The sequence below is a fragment of the Cytobacillus firmus genome (assembly GCF_023657595.1).
In the GTDB taxonomy this organism is placed as follows: domain Bacteria; phylum Bacillota; class Bacilli; order Bacillales; family Cytobacillaceae; genus Cytobacillus; species Cytobacillus firmus_B.
Map to the genome: position 1 here is coordinate 4102996 of NZ_CP098323.1, position 19319 is coordinate 4122314.

The window sequence follows — 19319 nt, forward strand, 5'->3', positions numbered from 1 at the left end:
CCCGTTTATTGGCCAGGATCCGTTTTGGCATCCAGCTGTAAATTAAGAACAAATTCCCTGTATCATTTCCTGTGTTATCAGAATGATTTCGTCATCTTCTTCGGAAGCACTAATCACCACGCCATCAGGTATGTTCATTCCGCTTGGCACAATCGCCTTTTCAATATAGACATTTTCGCCAATCACAGCATCAGGCATGATGACCGATTCACGGATCACCGAATTCTTCCCAACCAGAACCCCTTGAAAAAGCACTGACTTTTCAACTTCGCCCTCAACCGTACAGCCTTCATTTATCAATGACTCTGCAACCTCTGCCTGAGTTGAAATATACTGCGGAGGGTGATTCGGATTCACCGAATAAATCCGCCAATCATGATCAAAAAGATTCAGCTCGCATTCGTCATCCAGTAAATCCATATTTGCTTCCCACAGGCTCTTAACTGTACCAACGTCCTTCCAGTAGCCATTGAACGGATAAGCGAACAGCTTTTTATTTTCGTCAAGCATTAATGGAATGATATCTTTTCCAAAGTCATGGCTTGATTCCGGATTGCGGTCATCCATTTCCAAATATTCCTTTAAAACAGACCAATTAAAAATATATATTCCCATGGAGGCCAAATTATTTTTTGGATATGCTGGTTTTTCCTCAAATTCTGCGACCCGCATCTCATCATCCGTGTTCATGATGCCGAACCTGCTTGCCTCCGGCCAAGGTACTTCAATAACAGAAATAGTGGCATCCGCACCTTTTTCAATATGATAATTCAGCATCAGCTCATAATTCATTTTATAAATATGATCACCTGATAAAATCAGGACATATTCAGGATCATACTGCTTTAAATAGTTAAGGTTTTGATAAATGGCACTGGCTGTTCCTGTATACCATTTGACTTCTGATGACTCGCTGTAAGGGGGCAGCACTGTCACGCCGCCGTTCTTTCTATCAAGATCCCATGCGCTGCCTATGCCAATATATGAATTCAAAACCAGCGGCTGATATTGTGTCAGAACCCCGACTGTATCAATTCCCGAATTGGTGCAATTGCTCAATGTAAAATCAATGATCCTATACTTTCCTCCAAAAGGAACTGCAGGTTTCGCCAGACTTTTTGTCAGAGAACTAAGCCTGCTCCCTTTCCCTCCTGCTAATAGCATTGCCACGCACTTTTTCTTTCCCATTTCCCTTCCTCTCCTTCCGATGTTTTACAGGGCGTAATATTGAAATGCCAAATGGCGGAATAGACATCTCTAAACTGAACGGCTTGCCATGAAACTCAATTTCCTCACTCTTAAGGACCCTCTTGTTTGTGCAATTTGATCCTCCAAAGCTATCATTGTCACTGTTAAGTATTTCCCGGTAAGAACCCATATTTGGTACGCCTATACGGTATTTTGGGTATATAGCCGGTGTGAAATTGCAGACAATCACGAGATAATCACTCTCTTTAGAGCCTTTTCTGATAAAAGAAAAGATGGATTGGTGCGAATTATGACAATCAATCCATTCAAAGCCATCCTGAAGATGATCAAGCTCAAAAAGAGGCTTGGAACGTTTATAGACCTTTAATAATTCTTTCACATAATCATTTGCTTTTTTATGCATCTCGTAATCCAGCAGATGCCAATCTAGCTGTTCTTTGTCTTTCCATTCGGAAAACTGCCCGAATTCACTCCCCATGAAAAGAAGCTTCTTGCCGGGATGGGCAATCATATAGCCAAGGAGAAGCCTGTATTGGGCAAACTTTTGCCAGTAATCGCCCGGCATTTTATCCAGCAGCGATTTTTTTCCGTGGACAACTTCATCATGTGAAAAAGGCAGTATGAAGTTCTCTGTAAAAGCATACAAAAGCGAAAATGTCATTTTCCCATGCACACCAGATCGCCTCTCGGGCTCTGTTTCCATATATGTAAGAACGTCATTCATCCAGCCCATATTCCACTTGTAATGAAAACCCAGCCCCCCATAATTAACTGGTGCAGTCACTTGCGGCCAGTCTGTTGAATCCTCTGCCATCATGAGAAAGGAAGAATCATATTGTGAAACCACTTTATTGAGATTTTGAAGAAAGCCGGTACCAAACGGATTTTCTGTTTTTCCATCCCGGTTCGGCCAATAAATGATATTAGCAACTGCATCAACCCTGAAGCCGTCAATATGGTATTTCTCCATCCAAAAAACAGCGTTGGAAATAAGGAAACTCTGCACTTCATTTTTGCCGAGATCAAAATTGGCAGTTCCCCATACCCGGTTCTCTCTGTCACCTTCTGTTTCATACTCATACAAATACGAACCATCAAACTGATAAAGGCCATGGGCATCTTTGCAGAAGTGCCCCGGCACCCAGTCCAGAATCACCCCAACACCATGCTGGTGGCATTGATCAACAAAATACATAAAATCATGCGGACTGCCATAACGGCTGGTAACCGAGTAATAACCTGTTCCCTGATAGCCCCAGGAAGCGTCGAGCGGATGCTCAATTAGAGGAAGCAATTCTATATGTGTAAACCCATGCTCCACCACATAAGGTATTAATTCCCCTGCAAGCTCCCGGTACGTATAGGGACTGCCCGATTCTTTTTGCTTCCACGAACCAAGATGGACCTCATAAATGACCGCAGGCTCTGTAAAAATAGCCTTCTTTTCTTTTTTTTGCATCCATTTGCTGTCATTCCACTGATACCCGTCCAGCGAATATACTTTAGAAGCTGTATTCGGCCTTACTTCTGAAAAAAAACTATAAGGATCAGCCTTTAAAAGCATAGCTCCTTTCTTTGTAGTAATTTCATACTTATACAAGGCACCTTCCATGTTTCCATCCAGCTGAATAATCCAGACACCTTCCTTATTCACTCTATGTAAGGTGTAGCCTTCTCCATTCCAATCATTAAAATCACCGACTAATCTGATAATTTCAGCATTCGGTGCCCATACACAAAAACGGGTAATCACTGCTCCTCCGTCTGAAACTACATGTGCTCCAAATAACTGGTGACTCTCATAAAGCGTCCCTTCATGGAACAAATGCAGCTGATAATCGGTTGGAAACAAAGTATCCACTACCATCCTTCTCCCCACCCAGTCTCGTTTCTTTTGACTTTCCTGTTATATTCGATGCACCTTTGAAAAGTCCTTGTAAAAGTTTTTTTAATTTTATGACAACAACGTTCATATTCCGCTAATATACGATAGCATTTTCCCCATTTTTACAGCCTTCGACATAATCTCCGGTAAACTTAGACAAAATAAAACAAAATATGCAAGCAAAAAATGAAAGGAGAATAATATTTTGGGCAATAAAGAAGAGGAGTTTTTATTGAATGAGGCATCCAAAAAGGAAATAAGGATCCCACTATTTGAAGCACCGGATGGAAAGATTATGGCCACTGGTGATATGTTTAGAGGCCCCTATACGGGAATATCTTCTGATATTGATTTGAATAATCCCGGCAATAGATTAAGCAGGGAAGAAGAGAAATTTGATTAACCAGGAGCAGAAATGAACTGTAAAGCAGAGTTACACAAATACAAACATAGACAACAAAAAAGCTGCCAACAAATTGTTGACAGCTTTTTTGTATGACCCCTACGGGATTCGAACCCGTGTTACCGCCGTGAAAGGGCGGTGTCTTAACCGCTTGACCAAGGGGCCAATATGGCGGAGAAGGAGGGATTTGAACCCTCGCGCCGGTTACCCGACCTACACCCTTAGCAGGGGCGCCTCTTCAGCCACTTGAGTACTTCCCCATATATGGCTCCGCAGGTAGGATTCGAACCTACGACCGTTCGGTTAACAGCCGAATGCTCTACCACTGAGCTACTGCGGAACAATAAAATAAAATGGTGGGCCTAAATGGACTCGAACCATCGACCTCACGCTTATCAGGCGTGCGCTCTAACCAGCTGAGCTATAGGCCCATTTTGGAGCGGGTGAAGGGAATCGAACCCTCATCATCAGCTTGGAAGGCTGAGGTTTTACCACTAAACTACACCCGCATAAAGTTATGAAATGGTGGCTCAGGACGGAATCGAACCGCCGACACAAGGATTTTCAGTCCTTTGCTCTACCGACTGAGCTACTGAGCCATAAATTCATTTATATTGTAAAAAAATGGCGGTCCGGACGGGACTCGAACCCGCGACCTCCTGCGTGACAGGCAGGCATTCTAACCAACTGAACTACCGGACCAGATTGCGGGGGCAGGATTTGAACCTGCGACCTTCGGGTTATGAGCCCGACGAGCTACCGGACTGCTCCACCCCGCGATAATATTATTAAGAATAAAATATGGAGGAGGAAAGGGGATTCGAACCCCTGCGCGGTTTGACCCGCCTGTCGGTTTTCAAGACCGATCCCTTCAGCCGGACTTGGGTATTCCTCCGAATAATGAAAAGTGGTGGACCTTGTAGGACTCGAACCTACGACCGGACGGTTATGAGCCGTCTGCTCTAACCAGCTGAGCTAAAGGTCCAGCATTGTTTAGTTAAATGGTAGCGGCGGAGGGGATCGAACCCCCGACCTCACGGGTATGAACCGTACGCTCTAGCCAGCTGAGCTACACCGCCAAAATACTAAAATAATTATGGTGGAGCCTAGCGGGATCGAACCGCTGACCTCCTGCGTGCAAAGCAGGCGCTCTCCCAGCTGAGCTAAGGCCCCAAAGATTAATGGTCGGGAAGACAGGATTCGAACCTGCGACCCCTTGGTCCCAAACCAAGTGCTCTACCAAGCTGAGCTACTCCCCGTTAATAATGGCGCGCCCGAGAGGAGTCGAACCCCTAACCTTTTGATCCGTAGTCAAACGCTCTATCCAATTGAGCTACGGGCGCATTATTAAATTCTACTGGTGCCGAGGACCGGAATCGAACCGGTACGGTAGTCACCTACCGCAGGATTTTAAGTCCTGTGCGTCTGCCAGTTCCGCCACCCCGGCAATAAATGGAGCGGAAGACGGGATTCGAACCCGCGACCCCCACCTTGGCAAGGTGATGTTCTACCACTGAACTACTTCCGCATAAAAAATGGTGCGGGTGAAGGGAGTCGAACCCCCACGCCTTGCGGCGCCAGATCCTAAGTCTGGTGCGTCTGCCAATTCCGCCACACCCGCAATATGAAATTAAAAATGGTGAGCCATGAAGGACTCGAACCTTCGACCCTCTGATTAAAAGTCAGATGCTCTACCGACTGAGCTAATGGCTCATATTCTATAAAAAGAATTGAAGTGGTGCCGGCGAGAGGACTTGAACCCCCAACCTACTGATTACAAGTCAGTTGCTCTACCAATTGAGCTACACCGGCAGCTTGTACATTTAAATTAATGGTGGAGGATGACGGGATCGAACCGCCGACCCTCTGCTTGTAAGGCAGATGCTCTCCCAGCTGAGCTAATCCTCCATTATTAATGCCCGGCAGCGTCCTACTCTCACAAGGGGACAGCCCCTAACTACCATCGGCGCTGAGAAGCTTAACTTCCGTGTTCGGTATGGGAACGGGTGTGACCTTCTCGCTATCGCCACCAGACTATTTTTCAAAGACAAGTTTTATTATACCGTCTTTTCAGGATTTTTCAAGAGGAAATTTCATTTTTTCATTCCCTCAAAACTAGATAATGCATGAAGAAGTGTTTGCCGAGTATTCACCAATGACTTGGTTAAGTCCTCGATCGATTAGTATCAGTCAGCTCCACGTGTCGCCACGCTTCCACCTCTGACCTATCAACCTGATCATCTTTCAGGGATCTTACTAGCTTGACGCTATGGGAAATCTCATCTCGAGGGGGGCTTCATGCTTAGATGCTTTCAGCACTTATCCCTTCCGCACATAGCTACCCAGCGATGCCTTTGGCAAGACAACTGGTACACCAGCGGTGCGTCCATCCCGGTCCTCTCGTACTAAGGACAGCTCCTCTCAAATTTCCTGCGCCCACGACGGATAGGGACCGAACTGTCTCACGACGTTCTGAACCCAGCTCGCGTACCGCTTTAATGGGCGAACAGCCCAACCCTTGGGACCGACTACAGCCCCAGGATGCGATGAGCCGACATCGAGGTGCCAAACCTCCCCGTCGATGTGGACTCTTGGGGGAGATAAGCCTGTTATCCCCGGGGTAGCTTTTATCCGTTGAGCGATGGCCCTTCCATGCGGAACCACCGGATCACTAAGCCCGACTTTCGTCCCTGCTCGACTTGTAGGTCTCGCAGTCAAGCTCCCTTGTGCCTTTACACTCTGCGAATGATTTCCAACCATTCTGAGGGAACCTTTGGGCGCCTCCGTTACTTTTTAGGAGGCGACCGCCCCAGTCAAACTGCCCACCTGACACTGTCTCCCGCCCCGATCAGGGGCGCGGGTTAGAATTTCAATACAGCCAGGGTAGTATCCCACCGACGCCTCCACCGAAGCTGGCGCTCCGGCTTCTCAGGCTCCTACCTATCCTGTACAAGCTGTACCAAAATTCAATATCAGGCTACAGTAAAGCTCCACGGGGTCTTTCCGTCCTGTCGCGGGTAACCTGCATCTTCACAGGTACTATAATTTCACCGAGTCTCTCGTTGAGACAGTGCCCAGATCGTTACGCCTTTCGTGCGGGTCGGAACTTACCCGACAAGGAATTTCGCTACCTTAGGACCGTTATAGTTACGGCCGCCGTTTACTGGGGCTTCGATTCAAAGCTTCGCTTGCGCTAACCTCTCCTCTTAACCTTCCAGCACCGGGCAGGCGTCAGCCCCTATACTTCGCCTTGCGGCTTCGCAGAGACCTGTGTTTTTGCTAAACAGTCGCCTGGGCCTATTCACTGCGGCTCATCAGGGCTATTCACCCTAATGAGCACCCCTTCTCCCGAAGTTACGGGGTCATTTTGCCGAGTTCCTTAACGAGAGTTCTCTCGCTCACCTTAGGATTCTCTCCTCGCCTACCTGTGTCGGTTTGCGGTACGGGCACCTTTTCCCTCGCTAGAGGCTTTTCTTGGCAGTGTGGAATCAGGAACTTCGGTACTAAATTTCCCTCGCCGTCACAGCTCAGCCTGTATGGTAACGGGATTTGCCTCGTTACCGGCCTAACTGCTTGGACGCGCTAATCCAGCAGCGCGCTTACCCTATCCTCCTGCGTCCCCCCATTGCTCAAACGGTAAAGAGGTGGTACAGGAATATCAACCTGTTGTCCATCGCCTACGCTTTTCAGCCTCGGCTTAGGTCCCGACTAACCCTGAGCGGACGAGCCTTCCTCAGGAAACCTTAGGCATTCGGTGGATGGGATTCTCACCCATCTTTCGCTACTCATACCGGCATTCTCACTTCTAAGCGCTCCACCAGTCCTTGCGGTCTGGCTTCAACGCCCTTAGAACGCTCTCCTACCACTGACATCGAAAGATGTCAATCCACAGCTTCGGTGATACGTTTAGCCCCGGTACATTTTCGGCGCGGAGTCACTCGACCAGTGAGCTATTACGCACTCTTTAAATGGTGGCTGCTTCTAAGCCAACATCCTGGTTGTCTAAGCAACTCCACATCCTTTTCCACTTAACGTATACTTTGGGACCTTAGCTGGTGGTCTGGGCTGTTTCCCTCTTGACTACGGATCTTATCACTCGCAGTCTGACTCCCATGGATAAGTCTTTGGCATTCGGAGTTTGTCTGAATTCGGTAACCCGATGGGGGCCCCTAGTCCAAACAGTGCTCTACCTCCAAGACTCTTACTACATGAGGCTAGCCCTAAAGCTATTTCGGAGAGAACCAGCTATCTCCAAGTTCGATTGGAATTTCTCCGCTACCCACACCTCATCCCCGCACTTTTCAACGTGCGTGGGTTCGGGCCTCCATCCAGTGTTACCTGGACTTCACCCTGGACATGGGTAGATCACCTGGTTTCGGGTCTACGACCACATACTCATTCGCCCTGTTCAGACTCGCTTTCGCTGCGGCTCCGTCTTATCAACTTAACCTCGCATGTAATCGTAACTCGCCGGTTCATTCTACAAAAGGCACGCTATCACCCATTAACGGGCTCTAACTACTTGTAGGCACACGGTTTCAGGATCTCTTTCACTCCCCTTCCGGGGTGCTTTTCACCTTTCCCTCACGGTACTGGTTCACTATCGGTCACTAGGGAGTATTTAGCCTTGGGAGATGGTCCTCCCTGCTTCCGACGGGATTTCTCGTGTCCCGCCGTACTCAGGATCCACTCTGGAGGGAACGAAGTTTCAACTACAGGGCTTTTACCTTCTCTGGCCGGCCTTTCCAGACCTGTTCATTTACCTCGTTCCTTTGTAACTCCGTATAGAGTGTCCTACAACCCCAGGAGGCAAGCCTCCTGGTTTGGGCTAATCCCGTTTCGCTCGCCGCTACTCAGGGAATCGCGTTTGCTTTCTCTTCCTCCGGGTACTTAGATGTTTCAGTTCCCCGGGTCTGCCTTCCATACCCTATGTATTCAGGTAAGGATCCTATCCCATTACGGATAGGGGGTTTCCCCATTCGGAAATCTCCGGATCAAAGCTTACTTACAGCTCCCCGAAGCATATCGGTGTTAGTACCGTCCTTCATCGGCTCCTAGTGCCAAGGCATTCACCGTGCGCCCTTTCTAACTTAACCGTATTTGACTGGTTCATCGAAGATGAACAGTATCAAAGGTTTTTAACTCTATTTAACATAGAGAGAATTCACTAAAATGGCGATTACTCGGTTATTGCTTCTTCATAATCATTATCTAGTTTTCAAAGAACGAATCTTTCATTGAGAGATTGAACTCTCAAAACTGAACGAACAAAGAACGTCACGTTTCTTGTAAATATTCCTTAGAAAGGAGGTGATCCAGCCGCACCTTCCGATACGGCTACCTTGTTACGACTTCACCCCAATCATCTGTCCCACCTTAGGCGGCTGGCTCCAAAAGGTTACCCCACCGACTTCGGGTGTTACAAACTCTCGTGGTGTGACGGGCGGTGTGTACAAGGCCCGGGAACGTATTCACCGCGGCATGCTGATCCGCGATTACTAGCGATTCCGGCTTCATGCAGGCGAGTTGCAGCCTGCAATCCGAACTGAGAATGGTTTTATGGGATTCGCTTAACCTCGCGGTCTTGCAGCCCTTTGTACCATCCATTGTAGCACGTGTGTAGCCCAGGTCATAAGGGGCATGATGATTTGACGTCATCCCCACCTTCCTCCGGTTTGTCACCGGCAGTCACCTTAGAGTGCCCAACTGAATGCTGGCAACTAAGATCAAGGGTTGCGCTCGTTGCGGGACTTAACCCAACATCTCACGACACGAGCTGACGACAACCATGCACCACCTGTCATCCTGTCCCCCGAAGGGGAACGCCCTATCTCTAGGGTTGTCAGGAGATGTCAAGACCTGGTAAGGTTCTTCGCGTTGCTTCGAATTAAACCACATGCTCCACCGCTTGTGCGGGCCCCCGTCAATTCCTTTGAGTTTCAGCCTTGCGGCCGTACTCCCCAGGCGGAGTGCTTAATGCGTTTGCTGCAGCACTAAAGGGCGGAAACCCTCTAACACTTAGCACTCATCGTTTACGGCGTGGACTACCAGGGTATCTAATCCTGTTTGCTCCCCACGCTTTCGCGCCTCAGCGTCAGTTACAGACCAAAGAGTCGCCTTCGCCACTGGTGTTCCTCCACATCTCTACGCATTTCACCGCTACACGTGGAATTCCACTCTTCTCTTCTGCACTCAAGTTCCCCAGTTTCCAATGACCCTCCCCGGTTGAGCCGGGGGCTTTCACATCAGACTTAAGGAACCGCCTGCGCGCGCTTTACGCCCAATAATTCCGGACAACGCTTGCCACCTACGTATTACCGCGGCTGCTGGCACGTAGTTAGCCGTGGCTTTCTGGTCAGGTACCGTCAAGGTACCGGCAGTTACTCCGGTACTTGTTCTTCCCTGACAACAGAGTTTTACGATCCGAAAACCTTCATCACTCACGCGGCGTTGCTCCGTCAGACTTTCGTCCATTGCGGAAGATTCCCTACTGCTGCCTCCCGTAGGAGTCTGGGCCGTGTCTCAGTCCCAGTGTGGCCGATCACCCTCTCAGGTCGGCTACGCATCGTGGCCTTGGTGAGCCGTTACCTCACCAACTAGCTAATGCGCCGCGGGCCCATCTGTAAGTGATAGCCGAAACCATCTTTCAGCTTTTCCTCATGTGAAGAAAAGAGTTATCCGGTATTAGCCCCGGTTTCCCGGAGTTATCCCAGTCTTACAGGCAGGTTGCCCACGTGTTACTCACCCGTCCGCCGCTGACTTCAGGGAGCAAGCTCCCATCTGTCCGCTCGACTTGCATGTATTAGGCACGCCGCCAGCGTTCGTCCTGAGCCAGGATCAAACTCTCCATATAAGAGTTGATTAAGCTCGTTTTGTCTTTTCAAAAAAGACTAATGATTAAACGTTGACGTTTTGTTCGTTCAGTTTTCAAAGATCAATTTCTCTTGTTATATTTTCCCTTGTCGCCCAGAAGCGACTTTATTAATATAACATGTTACCCGCAAACAAGTCAATATCTTTTTAACAACTTTTTTCTCTTTCAAACTTGCCTTGTTGAGGACAAGAATTAATATACCATGATTCATTAAATGTTTGCAATATAATTTTTCAAAAATGTTTATTTTTATATTTTCGATGCATCTTGTTATTAATCTCTTCTCTATTAGATGATTGATACGGAACCATCCTATTAGAGAATACCTTTAATAAAGCGGCAGAAAATCTAAATAATATGCACCCTGATCTCATTATAGGTGCATGTTCTACAAATCAAATTAATGCGTATTTAACTTAAACTTTCAATAATAAGTTATATCAATAAAATATTATTCGAAAGCTTTATCAGACATGCCCACATACTTATCCACTGTGAAATACTTATTATTTCACTTGTCAACAGAGTTACACACAGTCTGTGGATAACTTTGTTCACTTTTCCACAGTTTTAAAAGCAACCATAAAGAATAATAATTTTTATAAGAAATTTTAATAGCTGCTTATTGAAGTACAAACTCAAAATTAAAATATAACCAGTATATAGAAGAAATAGTAATAGTTTGAGTTAATTTTCATAATATCTATTAACTCTACTTTTAACGGAAGGTGTGAATTATACTGGAAACCGCAGCACTATACCTATCAGTAATCATGGCCGTATTTTTGTTTGCTTATGCTTATGCAGAGGGAATTAAAATTGCAGACTCAGATGAAGAGGTCTACGGAGGCACCTTCATCTTTTCAGTTACAGCTGCTTTTATTTTTTCAGCTCTGACCTATGTATTTAGATAAAAAAAATCTCCCCGTTTAGGGAGATTTTTTCACTAATATACCTGTAGACAGCTCCCATTTATCCGGAAACCGTTGTTTTTTTCTTCAATTCTTTCATTCGAATCCTTCTCTCATCTAATAAGAAGAGAGTTATTCCTCCAATTACGATTGTTCCCCCAAGAACTTGTGTCCATATAATTGACTCATGAAGCAAATAATAAGCTAAAACAGCAGCACCAACCGGCTCGAATAAGATGGCCATAGAAATGGTGGAAGTGCTGAGCCACTTTATTGACCAATTAAATAATGTATGTCCCAGCAGGGTGGGAACAAGTGCGAGCAGGATAAAATATACCCAATCACTGGTTCCATACGGGAGTAAAGGTTCTCCGGCGATTAACACATAAAAGAACAATGTAATAGCGCTAATACTGTAAACAACAAAAGTATAAGTGATGAGTGAAAGTCTTTTTCTGACTGTCTGACCAAACATTAAGTAAGCCGTTACAAGGGCACATGCAATGATTGCCAGTATATCCCCGAACAAAGCAGTCCCGCTGATTTGAAAATCTCCCCAGCTGATAATGACACTGCCTGCAATTGCAAGAAGCCCGCTTAATATTGCTTTCCAGGTAAACTTTTCTTTAAAGAAGAAATATGTACCTGCAAACGCAAAAAGGGGCTGAAGAGTCACAAGAACTGTAGAACTGGCTACAGAGGTGTAGTTCAGCGACTCAAACCAAAGAATAAAATGGAAGGCAAGAAACACACCGGCAATGATAGAAAAGATCCAATCCCGCCTTGTAATAAGACGAAGTTCGGGAACATACTTTATAAGAAATACAGGCAACATGAAAAGAACAGAAAAAAATAATCTGTAAAAAGCAATGACTCCCGATGGAGCGCTGGATACCTTCACCAAAATTGCCGAAGTAGAGACAGAAACGACGCCAATTGCCAAGACAACATAAGGGTTTATTTTTGTATTAGACATTTTTTATACTCCTTGTTACGGTTTCCTAATAATTAGGGTATATTTCATTTTACAACGTACAGCCAAACTTTTACTACGGTTTTATTAGATCCTATTTTGGATATATAATACTTTAAAAAGCGGGAGATATTATGAGCAGTTTAGAGATAGAAATATTAATGAAGCTGGGGATTTCAGCAGTACTGGGTCTTGTTATCGGACTGGAGAGAGAATTAAAAAGAAAGCCCGTCGGCCTAAAGACCAGCTTAGTAATTTCCATAGTAAGCTGCCTCTTGACCATTGTGTCCATTGAATCAGCATATATGTTTCCGGGTAATGATGACATCAACATTACGATGGATCCACTGCGTTTAGCTGCCCAAATTGTTTCAGGAATTGGCTTTTTGGGTGCAGGCGTTATTTTAAGGCGCGGAAATGACAGCATTTCGGGTCTTACAACAGCTGCTTTAATCTGGGGGGCAGCAGGGATTGGAATTGCTGTAGGAGCAGGCTTTTATATTGAAGCAATGGCTGGAGTAGCACTGCTGATTATTTCAGTAGAGGTAATTCCTTTTATAATGGGCTTAATTGGTCCTAAACGTTTAAGGGAAAAAGAGATAAACCTGCAGCTGAAAGTAAGAGATAAAGAAAATATCGCAGACATCATCCCAGCGGTAAAAGACCTTGATATATCTATAAAACATATTCGCATTAAAGATTTAGAGGATGAGAATCTGCATCTTGTGCAGCTGATCGTTGCCGTCGACTACAAAAGAAGAACCACAGATGTTTATTACAGTGTTTCAAGTATTCCTGGAGTACAGTGCATGGAAATCGATAGTATGCAGTAAATTTTTTAATAATTCCTCTTGCAAGATAGCCCCGATGTGGTTATAATTTTTCTTGTACCACCACCCGGGGGATTAGCTCAGCTGGGAGAGCGCAACGCTGGCAGCGTTGAGGTCAGGGGTTCGAGCCCCCTATTCTCCATAAAAAGCAAAAAGATGCAAGGCCTTTCAGGCCTTGCATCTTTTTGCTTTTATTGACCCCTTAAATCATTTAACCTTATCCATTCGAAAAATTCACTTAAACCATGCCTAACAGTATCATAGCTAAAAAATTGATAGTCTAGGAAGTCCATGTAATTTCTTAAAGATTTATCTGTGTTTTTTTTAAAAGCATCTAAATGCCAAAAATTAGGTCGCCTTTTCGGAAGTTTTTTCACATTCTGCAAATAAGGATTTTCTTTATACACAATCGATAATGTCCTGACTAGTCTTTTTAAGGTCTTGTGGTCCTTAGCATCCCTAAATAAGGTTTCATATTCTAAATGATCTTTTAAAAATATTATCATTTGAATGATATCTATAAAATATTTTAAAGAATCCATATTATGACGCCATCCATGAAGGCATATCATATAGAAAGTATGGTAATCCGTTAATTCTCTTATGAATCTATATGGGTGCATCGGCTTTGCTTTTTCCCAAAATTCATTAATCTTTAGAGAAGAAGAATTCTCCTTTAACAAATTCCAATGCAATTCAACTGTTAATGGAATTTGCGACCCTGGGAGTTTTTTGCTGAAGCTGCAATGGAAATGAGATGGGATAGGTTCCTCTTCAACTGTAAAGCCCAAGGAAGTTATGGACTTAATGGCTTTTTCAAGTTGATTTGGCCTTATCAATAAATCAATATCAGAGGTTCCCCTTGATCCAATATGCCCGAAATACTTTTCGGCAAAGATCACTCCTTTTAACGGGATAGCTTCCACTTCAAACTTATCTAAGTGATTTAGAATTTTTCCTAATTCACTTTTAATAAAAAGATTAAGATACAATGACTCATTATACTTCTCCTTCAATCGCTCCTGAAAATAAACCGGCGTTTGGTTTAACTTTCCCTGTTCTTTTAATAGATAATAAACCTGTGAAGAGACACCGAAATGAATAATATCTTTTAATGTCTTCTTAAAAAAGCTTAAATTTTCTGGCAGTGGAAAGCCTGGGTCGTATAATGCCTGAATCCATCTCATGCTCATAAAAATACATCCTTTCTAAAACAGTTAAGCAAGCGATAAGGCAGAAGACTTTTTACTTTGGGATTTGGTTTTATGAAGCTTTCTGTAAAGCCCCGGCTGAGTAATTAATTCCTGATGGGATCCCGTTTGGACAATTTTTCCCTGATCCATAACAACAATGATGTCTGCATTTTCAACGGTTGATAACCGGTGGGCAATAACAAGTGTCGTCCGGCCCTTCATTAAGTCACCCAATGCTTCTTTGACATGGAATTCCGTTTCACTATCCAAGGCAGATGTTGCTTCATCCAGTAATAAAATAGATGCATTTTTTAATATTGCCCTTGAAATTGCTAAGCGCTGCTTTTGCCCTCCAGATAATTTAATGCCTCTTTCTCCAATTTCGGTATCATAACCTTCCGGGAGCGACATGATAAAATCATGTATATACGCATCTTTCGCCGCTGAAACCATTTCCGTTTCACTGATTCCAGGCTTAGCAAGCATTAAATTTTCACGAAAAGTCCCCGCAAATAGAAAGGTTTCCTGCGGAACATGTGAAATCATGCTCCTCAAGTTTGATAAAGTAATATCTCCCACGCTGACTTGATCAATGTATACTCCACCTGATTGCGGCTTATAAAAGCTCTGCAGCAGATTAAATAATGTACTTTTTCCAGCGCCGCTTGGCCCGACAATCGCAATTACTTTGCCGGCAGGGATGGTTAAATTTAAACCATCAAACACTTTATGGCTTTCATCATAGCTAAAAGTGATGTCGTGAAATTCTATAAAACTCTCCAATGGTTTTGAAACAGAATAAGATGGCAATTCCTCTGTATCAGCAGGTTTCTCCAATACATCCATGATTCTCTCTACTGCCGTAACCGAACGCTGAAACCCTGCCCACTGTCCAGCCAAACCAGTTAGCGGATAAACCAAATGGTTTACAAGGTTTACAAAGGTTAATAGTGCCCCCACTGTCATTATGTTTTTGGAAACATAATAGGCTCCAAGGAGAAGGCTTACATAAAAAGTGACAGAACTGATTAAACTTCCCCCTGAATAAAACCAGCCCTGAAGTTTTGCGTTTTCTTTCTCAAGTTTGAATAACTCTTCATTTTTACTTTTAAACTTTTCAAAGGATGATTTTTCTAAGGTAAAGGAACGGATAACCCCAATGCCATTAAATGTCTCGTTTATATGAGTATTTATTTTTCCGAATAGACTGTGTATCAATCTGCTATTCCGGCGAAGCAGCAAGCCAAACACCAGCCCAGCCACAAGAGCAATAGGGGTGATTAACAAACTAAGAAGTGAAAGAGTAACATTGATTTGGATAAGAAAAATAAATACCGCAATAAAAATAAGGGGCAGCCTCACCAAATTGATAAGACTATAACCAATCACTCCATCAAGACTATGTACATCATTCGTAAAATGAGAGATGACTTCTCCTGACCTCATATTCGATACTTTACTTGAAGGCAGGCGTAAAATGTGGCTAAATAAATGGTTTTTAAGATCCTTTTTGACGCCGTTGGTTGCCACAGTTTCAAAGTAAATATCCATAAAAGATGTAACAATGCTGACCAGCACAAGGCAGATTCCGATTGGCACTAACGCTTTAATTTGGGTAAAGTCAGCCTGAACGGCTGCATCGGCAATTTTTCCGAAAAATGCAGCGAAGGCAATCGTCAAGAAAATATCCACAGCCAATAGCCCAAATAAAACAAAGTAAGCATTCCTATGCTTTACAAAAAAAGGCTTAAGTAATGTGAACGTCTTTAAAATATCCTTTATTGTAAAATATTCCTTCATAAGCATGATCAGCCGCTGCCTTCTAGTGGTATTCATATGGACACTCCAAATTAAATCTAAAATTGTGGTCTTTTTCTTTTATTTAAATACTTCCTTAATAAGCCTGATAAAACAGGAATCGCCAAAATTAACTTTCCCCAGGCATAGGCATGCAGGTCCTCCACGTTTACTTTCCGGCTTGCTTTCTGAACATAAAGCAGCTTCCCGACAATCTTGTCCTTACCTACAGGCAGATCAAATCCAAGATTGGTATCCCCTTTAAACACATATTGGGGTAAGCCATGAATCATTTCTGCATGGTAAAATCGGTGGGCAACTAATTGACCAGATTCTGCCCAAAACAATGTAATATCCCCCTTATTTAATAAGGAAGGTTCACAAGGGATAAACCGGCAAATTTCGCCTTTTTGAATTAACGGGTACATACTATCTCCCACGGAAGGAAGATCAATGCACCCGTCTTTTTGGATGGTCCTCTTTAATAAGTTAATCACTTCTCCGTCAAACAGCATATTTGACCAGCCCGCATTCCATTAAATGAGAGAGGAACTCTTCTATTTCTCTTTCACTGACTTCAGTTGCCTGGTATTCCCGTCCTACAGCTTGTGTTAGCGACTCAGATGTTTGTTCCTCCTTAAGCAAAGACCAGCAAAATCCCCCTACATCATTTAACGTAGTAACCGTATATTCTTCCGTATTCAATATAATCCACTCATTATCCAGATGTGTCGTCTCATAGCTGCTTTTTTGAACATATCTGGCCATTAAGAAATCAACTCCCAAAATCGATTGTTTTTTTGAAAATGAAGGTCATATACTGGAACAGTTTCTACTAATTTATTTAGCAGCTTGATAACTTGCTTGGTTTCTTCTGGGCTATGTGCCCAGTAGAATACTTTATCTAATAATTGAATTAGCGCATCAGACTTTTTAAGGTTCGTTCTATTATTATGTAAAGCCTGGTGTAAAAGCTGTATGCTTGCTAGTGGAGCTGATTTATTGGTTCCAGTTGCCTGAAACTCACTTCTAAAGGGTGAGTCAAAAACAGTTACTTTTCCATCGTCAATCTTTAAAATTGTTGCCTCATCAGAAAGCAGCTCTCTTGGAGCAGACAGTTTCGCTGCCGTCGACTTTCCTGCGCCTGATTGACCTGAAAAGATATGGGCTTTTCTATTTTCTAAGGCACAGGATGAATGGATTAAGAGACCCCAGTTGTGGTAGACGATGAAGGAACTGTATAAATTTGTTATCGCGTGCTTTAAAGCAAATTCATTATGAGCATAGATAACAGAATACCTGTAGTCCGATCCTGTCTCAATCAGATAATCAGAACGCTGGAAATTTATCTTTTCTTCATGCTTGGAAACTTCAACTTGGTAGTTAACAAATGGTTTTCCAAATCCTTTCTTAATAATTATTTTTAGGTCTGGATCACTTGTTTTACCCCTAAAGATACTGAAATTCCTTTGAATGAAATCCTTAAAATCTTTTGATTCTGTTGATATCTCTATCTCATGGGTACCGACTTTCGTATAAAGTAACTCCATAATTACGAAACTCCTTATATATAAATAAAAAGGGAATAACCTAGACTCACCTCTTATTTAAAATAACTAATTATTTCCTCTACCTTTTCCATTTCTCTTACCCCCACCTGAACCAGGTCCTGTTCCAGGTTTTTGAGGTCTAGGATCATTAGGATAATTAATTCCTCCATTGCCATCTCCATTAGGATCCTTGTTCCCAACCCCTTTATTCCAGCTATGAGCTGTTTCAAAACGAATTGGTTGATGGCTTAAAACCATTGGGCGAATAATTTCTTTTATTTCATGACAATCCAGCGTTTTCATTTAATCAACTCCAATATTTTTTCAAAAAATCGATTACTTCTTAGGGTTCTTTAAACAAGAATTAAAAATATATTTAATAATAGTTAATTATAAAGTACTATTTGTTCTTTTTAAAGAACAAATTTTCGACAAAATTCCTTATTAATACTTAGTATGGTAAGATTCACTCGAAAAAGTTTTTCTAATAATGTGGTCTTTGTCTGACTACTGATAGTTAAAAGGCCGCTTTATTTTTATCTTGTTTTGTGATTTTCCTTAGGACAGCTCCAAATCGAGAATTTTTCCTAATAAAATAACACCTATGAACAATATATGAAACCACCCATACGCCAATACAGTTTTTAAACAAATCAAAATAAGAAAAAGATCTAAATGGAACATATATCTGATGAATCTCATCTATTAACCCATAAGCTAGGGCTAAACTGGCAGCCAGAATTTCTTTTGTATTGTTCAGTTTCCCAAGGGTTAGGAAAGACATTATGAGTAACAAATAAAACAAACCGAATTCAAAAAAATGTGCCAGCTCTAATAATATTCCTATTAACAAAATAACCCTCATATCTAAAAGGCTTGATAATGCAGAAACAGACTCAGGGTTAAAATGGCTTGATTGGAGCCAAATAAAACCCATATACAAAAAGGGTAGAATTAAAAGAAAACACCTTATTATTACCATACTTCACCTGCTATCAATTATGATGAGTTACGTCTTAAGGGAATTTTAAAAAAACCCAAAAAGTATTTTGAGAAAAAATAATATACTTTACCACTAAAACTATACCTGTCATCATTTCGGCATATTTGGATAATTTAAATATACTGTTCAATAACTTTATTCATATTAAAATCAACTTGAAGTCTGATATTGATAGCTTCCATTATTTATGTCTCCAATACAATAAAGATGCTTTCTTTATTACAGTTGAATGGTAATCCTACGCATTCTATATTGAATAGGCACCTTCCATTAAAATATCTAATATAGGGCTTATGGATATGAATAAATGTCAAGATTTTCAATCATCAGCTTTTCGTATATCAATTCCCTCACTTGCTAATTAGGAAATTACTTCGAAATAAGCTTTCTGGTGTGGCGTGGTAAGCATGAATATTAATTTAGATTTCCGAGATACTCCAAATCAACGATCTATGTTTGAACATGTCAATCTCGTTCTTAGTTTAATTCAGATTACTGACTTTTTATAATTTTATTATCTTGTTTTTTCATTTATATTCTTCTGAAAATATCTTTGAACAGGATAACGTGGTTCTTTATAAAGAACATTCATATAATAGTAATAATATTTCCTATTTTATAATAAGTCAACAATGTATTTTTAAGTAATTATTTATCTGTTTAAAGAAGGCGTAATAAGATTGAAGGCTTT

General features: G+C 42.6%; 12 protein-coding genes, 21 tRNA genes and 3 rRNA genes. 3 read left to right on the plus strand and 33 right to left on the minus strand.

The window, feature by feature from the left end:
- Nucleotides 1-42 precede the first annotated feature (42 nt).
- Together NAF01_RS20670 and glgB are read right to left on the minus strand one after the other, a co-directional pair.
- Nucleotides 43-1188: a glucose-1-phosphate adenylyltransferase gene (locus tag NAF01_RS20670; protein ID WP_048011088.1), complete on the minus strand. Its 1146-nt coding sequence runs from the start codon at nt 1186-1188 to the stop codon at nt 43-45.
- Nucleotides 1130-3076, minus strand: coding sequence for a 1,4-alpha-glucan branching enzyme (glgB, locus tag NAF01_RS20675; protein ID WP_250801056.1), 1947 nt, complete (start codon nt 3074-3076; stop codon nt 1130-1132). The genes NAF01_RS20670 and glgB overlap by 59 nt, the downstream gene beginning before the upstream one ends.
- A gap of 223 nt (nt 3077-3299) precedes the next feature.
- Here glgB and NAF01_RS20680 point away from each other — a divergent pair, with 223 nt between their 5' ends.
- Complete coding sequence (locus NAF01_RS20680; protein WP_048011086.1) at nt 3300-3497, plus strand: hypothetical protein; 198 nt, start codon at nt 3300-3302, stop codon at nt 3495-3497.
- Nucleotides 3498-3590: 93 nt separating this feature from the next.
- On the opposite strand, the gene NAF01_RS20685 is transcribed toward NAF01_RS20680, so the two are convergent.
- From NAF01_RS20685 to NAF01_RS20800, 24 genes are all read right to left on the minus strand, one after another.
- Nucleotides 3591-3662, minus strand: a tRNA-Glu gene (locus NAF01_RS20685).
- A 4-nt stretch (nt 3663-3666) separates the two neighbouring features.
- Nucleotides 3667-3757 (minus strand) — tRNA-Ser (locus NAF01_RS20690).
- Nucleotides 3758-3762: 5 nt separating this feature from the next.
- A tRNA-Asn gene (locus NAF01_RS20695) sits at nt 3763-3837 on the minus strand.
- Between the two features lie 14 nt (nt 3838-3851).
- Nucleotides 3852-3928, minus strand: a tRNA-Ile gene (locus NAF01_RS20700).
- Nucleotides 3929-3932: 4 nt separating this feature from the next.
- A tRNA-Gly gene (locus NAF01_RS20705) sits at nt 3933-4006 on the minus strand.
- A 14-nt stretch (nt 4007-4020) separates the two neighbouring features.
- A tRNA-Phe gene (locus tag NAF01_RS20710) sits at nt 4021-4096 on the minus strand.
- 26 nt (nt 4097-4122) lie between these two features.
- Nucleotides 4123-4199 (minus strand) — tRNA-Asp (locus tag NAF01_RS20715).
- A 3-nt stretch (nt 4200-4202) separates the two neighbouring features.
- Nucleotides 4203-4276: transfer RNA gene (locus tag NAF01_RS20720), tRNA-Met, on the minus strand.
- Nucleotides 4277-4299: 23 nt separating this feature from the next.
- Nucleotides 4300-4392 (minus strand) — tRNA-Ser (locus NAF01_RS20725).
- A 13-nt stretch (nt 4393-4405) separates the two neighbouring features.
- Nucleotides 4406-4482: transfer RNA gene (locus NAF01_RS20730), tRNA-Ile, on the minus strand.
- A 17-nt stretch (nt 4483-4499) separates the two neighbouring features.
- Nucleotides 4500-4576: transfer RNA gene (locus tag NAF01_RS20735), tRNA-Met, on the minus strand.
- An 18-nt stretch (nt 4577-4594) separates the two neighbouring features.
- Nucleotides 4595-4670: transfer RNA gene (locus tag NAF01_RS20740), tRNA-Ala, on the minus strand.
- A 9-nt stretch (nt 4671-4679) separates the two neighbouring features.
- Nucleotides 4680-4756 (minus strand) — tRNA-Pro (locus NAF01_RS20745).
- A gap of 7 nt (nt 4757-4763) precedes the next feature.
- A tRNA-Arg gene (locus NAF01_RS20750) sits at nt 4764-4840 on the minus strand.
- Nucleotides 4841-4855: 15 nt separating this feature from the next.
- Nucleotides 4856-4944, minus strand: a tRNA-Leu gene (locus tag NAF01_RS20755).
- A gap of 6 nt (nt 4945-4950) precedes the next feature.
- A tRNA-Gly gene (locus NAF01_RS20760) sits at nt 4951-5025 on the minus strand.
- A gap of 8 nt (nt 5026-5033) precedes the next feature.
- Nucleotides 5034-5118 (minus strand) — tRNA-Leu (locus tag NAF01_RS20765).
- Between the two features lie 16 nt (nt 5119-5134).
- Nucleotides 5135-5210: transfer RNA gene (locus NAF01_RS20770), tRNA-Lys, on the minus strand.
- Nucleotides 5211-5233: 23 nt separating this feature from the next.
- Nucleotides 5234-5309, minus strand: a tRNA-Thr gene (locus NAF01_RS20775).
- Between the two features lie 20 nt (nt 5310-5329).
- Nucleotides 5330-5405 (minus strand) — tRNA-Val (locus NAF01_RS20780).
- Nucleotides 5406-5414: 9 nt separating this feature from the next.
- Nucleotides 5415-5531, minus strand: a 5S ribosomal RNA gene (gene rrf / locus NAF01_RS20785).
- A 126-nt stretch (nt 5532-5657) separates the two neighbouring features.
- Nucleotides 5658-8593: ribosomal RNA gene (locus NAF01_RS20790) — 23S ribosomal RNA — on the minus strand.
- A gap of 207 nt (nt 8594-8800) precedes the next feature.
- Nucleotides 8801-10350 (minus strand): 16S ribosomal RNA (locus NAF01_RS20795).
- Together the 16S, 23S and 5S rRNA genes with 20 tRNA genes alongside form the textbook arrangement of a ribosomal RNA operon.
- Before the next feature lie 993 nt (nt 10351-11343).
- A complete protein-coding gene (locus NAF01_RS20800) occupies nt 11344-12258 on the minus strand; it encodes a DMT family transporter (protein ID WP_250801057.1) in 915 nt (304 codons plus the stop codon).
- 131 nt (nt 12259-12389) lie between these two features.
- Between NAF01_RS20800 and NAF01_RS20805 the strand changes: the two genes are divergently transcribed.
- Both NAF01_RS20805 and NAF01_RS20810 read left to right on the plus strand, forming a co-directional pair.
- A complete protein-coding gene (locus NAF01_RS20805) occupies nt 12390-13088 on the plus strand; it encodes an MgtC/SapB family protein (protein ID WP_048011874.1) in 699 nt (232 codons plus the stop codon).
- Between the two features lie 66 nt (nt 13089-13154).
- Nucleotides 13155-13227 (plus strand) — tRNA-Ala (locus tag NAF01_RS20810).
- Between the two features lie 49 nt (nt 13228-13276).
- Here NAF01_RS20810 and NAF01_RS20815 read toward each other — a convergent pair.
- From NAF01_RS20815 to NAF01_RS20845, 7 genes are all read right to left on the minus strand, one after another.
- Nucleotides 13277-14278 (minus strand): nucleotidyltransferase family protein, encoded by a 1002-nt coding sequence (locus NAF01_RS20815; RefSeq protein WP_250801058.1) that lies wholly within the window; start codon nt 14276-14278, stop codon nt 13277-13279.
- Between the two features lie 24 nt (nt 14279-14302).
- The gene (locus tag NAF01_RS20820) at nt 14303-16114 is read right to left on the minus strand and encodes an ABC transporter ATP-binding protein (protein WP_250801059.1); all 1812 of its coding nucleotides are present in this window, start codon (nt 16112-16114) and stop codon (nt 14303-14305) included.
- 20 nt (nt 16115-16134) lie between these two features.
- A complete protein-coding gene (locus NAF01_RS20825; protein WP_250801060.1) occupies nt 16135-16422 on the minus strand; it encodes a hypothetical protein in 288 nt (95 codons plus the stop codon).
- Between the two features lie 157 nt (nt 16423-16579).
- Nucleotides 16580-16843 (minus strand): PqqD family protein, encoded by a 264-nt coding sequence (locus NAF01_RS20830; protein WP_226620271.1) that lies wholly within the window; start codon nt 16841-16843, stop codon nt 16580-16582.
- A complete protein-coding gene (locus tag NAF01_RS20835; protein ID WP_250801061.1) occupies nt 16843-17625 on the minus strand; it encodes a hypothetical protein in 783 nt (260 codons plus the stop codon). The genes NAF01_RS20830 and NAF01_RS20835 overlap by 1 nt, the downstream gene beginning before the upstream one ends.
- A gap of 66 nt (nt 17626-17691) precedes the next feature.
- The gene (locus NAF01_RS20840; protein WP_226620269.1) at nt 17692-17928 is read right to left on the minus strand and encodes a hypothetical protein; all 237 of its coding nucleotides are present in this window, start codon (nt 17926-17928) and stop codon (nt 17692-17694) included.
- A 214-nt stretch (nt 17929-18142) separates the two neighbouring features.
- Entirely contained in the window at nt 18143-18607 is a 465-nt protein-coding gene (locus NAF01_RS20845) for a VanZ family protein (protein WP_250801062.1), read from the minus strand.
- Nucleotides 18608-19319: the final 712 nt, after the last annotated feature.